The 2329-nt window shown below is 67.0% G+C and carries 2 protein-coding genes and 1 pseudogene; all 3 read left to right on the top strand.

Translation table 11 applies throughout. The features are described 5' to 3' along the window. The coding region (gene tnpB / locus AC3WR5_RS33355; RefSeq protein WP_492490091.1) for an IS66 family insertion sequence element accessory protein TnpB at window positions 1–344 on the top strand (344 nt) is incomplete at its 5' end. Between the two features lie 78 nt (window positions 345–422). Next, window positions 423–2048, top strand: coding sequence for an IS66 family transposase (gene tnpC / locus AC3WR5_RS33350; protein WP_492490090.1), 1626 nt, complete (start codon window positions 423–425; stop codon window positions 2046–2048). Window positions 2049–2106: 58 nt separating this feature from the next. Next, a pseudogene (locus AC3WR5_RS33345) lies at window positions 2107–2329 on the top strand (IS66 family transposase); the annotation flags it as partial.

Raw genomic sequence — 2329 nt, 5'->3', positions numbered from 1 at the left:
GGTGGGAACTCCAGAACTCCCAGAAACCGATCTCCATTGGATTGATTCTCGGGAGATCTGACCATCGGATATCACCCCAAAGTCGTTTCGGGACAACGACTTGGGAGATTTTCAGGGCCGACTACGTGTTCAGCAACCGCCATCGCAACCGGGTCAAGGTGCTGGGCTGGGAGCGCAACGGATTCTGGTTGCTGCTCAAGCGGCTGGAGCAGGACCGGTTCATCTGGCCCAGCGAGCAGGACGTGCCCACGCTGACGGTGGAGCAGTTGCACCGGCTGCTCGAAGGCATTGACATCGGCGTGGTGCAGCGGCATCCGCGGCGCTTGTACGAGCGGGTCGGCTGAGATCATGCCGGTGGTGTCGCGCCATTGCGGCACATCCGAATGTCGCCGTTGGCCATGGGCTGAGACACTGCTCCGCAAATGGCCGACCTGCCCACGCTCGAACAGTTCAACGCCCTGCAGCAGGCGCTGGCCGAGGCGCGCCAGCACAACCAAGCCTTGGCTGGTGAGCTGCGCACGACCAACGGGGAGCTGCGCATCGTGCGCACCGAGCGAGACCTGCTCAAGGAGCAGCTCAACAAATTCAAGCGCCAGCTGTTCGCCGCCAGCAGCGAGGTCACCGGCCAGCACCAGAAGGACATGTTCTTCGACGAGGCCGAGAGCCTGGGTGCGCAGGCCGAGCCGGCTGCCGAAGAGACCCCTGACGCCGACGACAAGGTCGACGTGCCGGGCCACCAGCGCGCCAAGCGCGGGCGCAAGCCGCTGGACCCGGCGCTGCCGCGCGAGGTGGTGCGCCACGAACTGCCCGAGGGCGAGCGCGTGTGCCCGCACGACGGCGCGGCCTTGCGCGAGATCGGCGTGGAGGCCACCGAGCAACTCGACATCATCCCGCAGCAGGTGCGGGTGATCCGCCACGAGCGGGTGAAGTACGCCTGCCCCTGCTGCGACGGTGGACTGCGCCTGGCAGCGCGACCGGCGCAGGTGATCCCCAAGGGACTGTTCACCGAGGGCGCGCTGGCCTGGATGGCCACGGCGAAGTACCTCGACGGGCTGCCGCTGTACCGTCAGGCGGCGCTGCTGGGCCGCTTCGGCGGCACCGACATCTCGCGCAACACCGTGGCCGGCAGCATCGTGCGGGTGGGCCAGGCCGTGCAGCCGGTGGTGAACCTGCTGCGCGACGAACTGCTGGACGCACCACTGGTGTTCGGCGACGAGACCGAGTTGCAGGTGCTCAAGGAGCCCGGGCGCAGCGCGCAGGCCAAGAGCTACGTCTGGGCGCAGATGACCGACGGTTCAGGCCGCGACGGCACCGGGCCGCCGATCCGGCTGTTCAGCTACTCGCCCAGCCGCTCGGCCGCCACCGCGATGGGGCTGTACGCGGGCATCCGCGAAGGCGCGGTAATGATGACCGATGGCTATGACGTCTACGACAAGGTGGCTCAGACGCAAGGCCTGGTGCACCTGGCTTGCTGGGCGCACTGCCGACGCTACTTCCACGACGCGTTGCAGGCATGCCCCAAGAGCCAGCGCGGACCAGACCAACTGGCAGCGCGGTTCATCGCGCTGATCGGCAAGCTGTATCACGTCGAGGCCCAAGCCAAGCGCGATGGCGCAGACCTGGCCGAGCGCACACGGCGGCGCCAGCACGACAGCGCACCGGTGCTCCAGGACATGGAACAACTGCTGCTGGCCAACCTGCACAGCGTGCTGCCCCAGAGCTTGCTGGGCAAAGCGCTGCACTACACGGCCGGGCAGTGGCACAAGCTCAAGCGCTACGTCGAGGACGGGCGCTACAGCATCGACAACAACGTGCAGGAGAACGCGATCCGGCCGTTCTGCGTGGGCCGGCGCAACTGGTTGTTCTCCGACACCGTGGCCGGCGCGCACGCCAGTGCGAACCTGTACTCGTTGCTGCAGACCTGCCGGGTCAACGGCATCGACGGCTACCGCTACCTGCGATCGCTGTTCAAGGCGCTGCCGATGGCCAGGACGGCCGACGACTACGCGATGCTGCTGTCCTGGCGCATCGACCTGACCGCAGACTGAGCGGCGCCTGCCTCGCCATTGCCGCAGGGGCAAGGATGCGGTTCATTGACCGCTTACGCTCAAGCGCTACGTCGAGGACGGGCGCTACAGCATCGACAACAACGTGCGGGAGAACGCCATCCGGCCGTTCTGCGTGGGCCGGCGCAACTGGTTGTTCTCCGACACAGTGGCCGGCGCCAACGCCAGCGCCAACCTGTACTCGCTGCTGCAGACCTGCCGGGTCAACGGCATCGACGGCTACCGCTACCTGCGATCGCTGTTCAAGGCGCTGCCGATGGCCA

The sequence above is a fragment of the Ideonella sp. FW305-24 genome (genome assembly GCF_058788035.1).
Note: the sequence above shows the minus strand (reverse complement) of the source record. Positions and strands in the feature narration are given on the sequence as shown.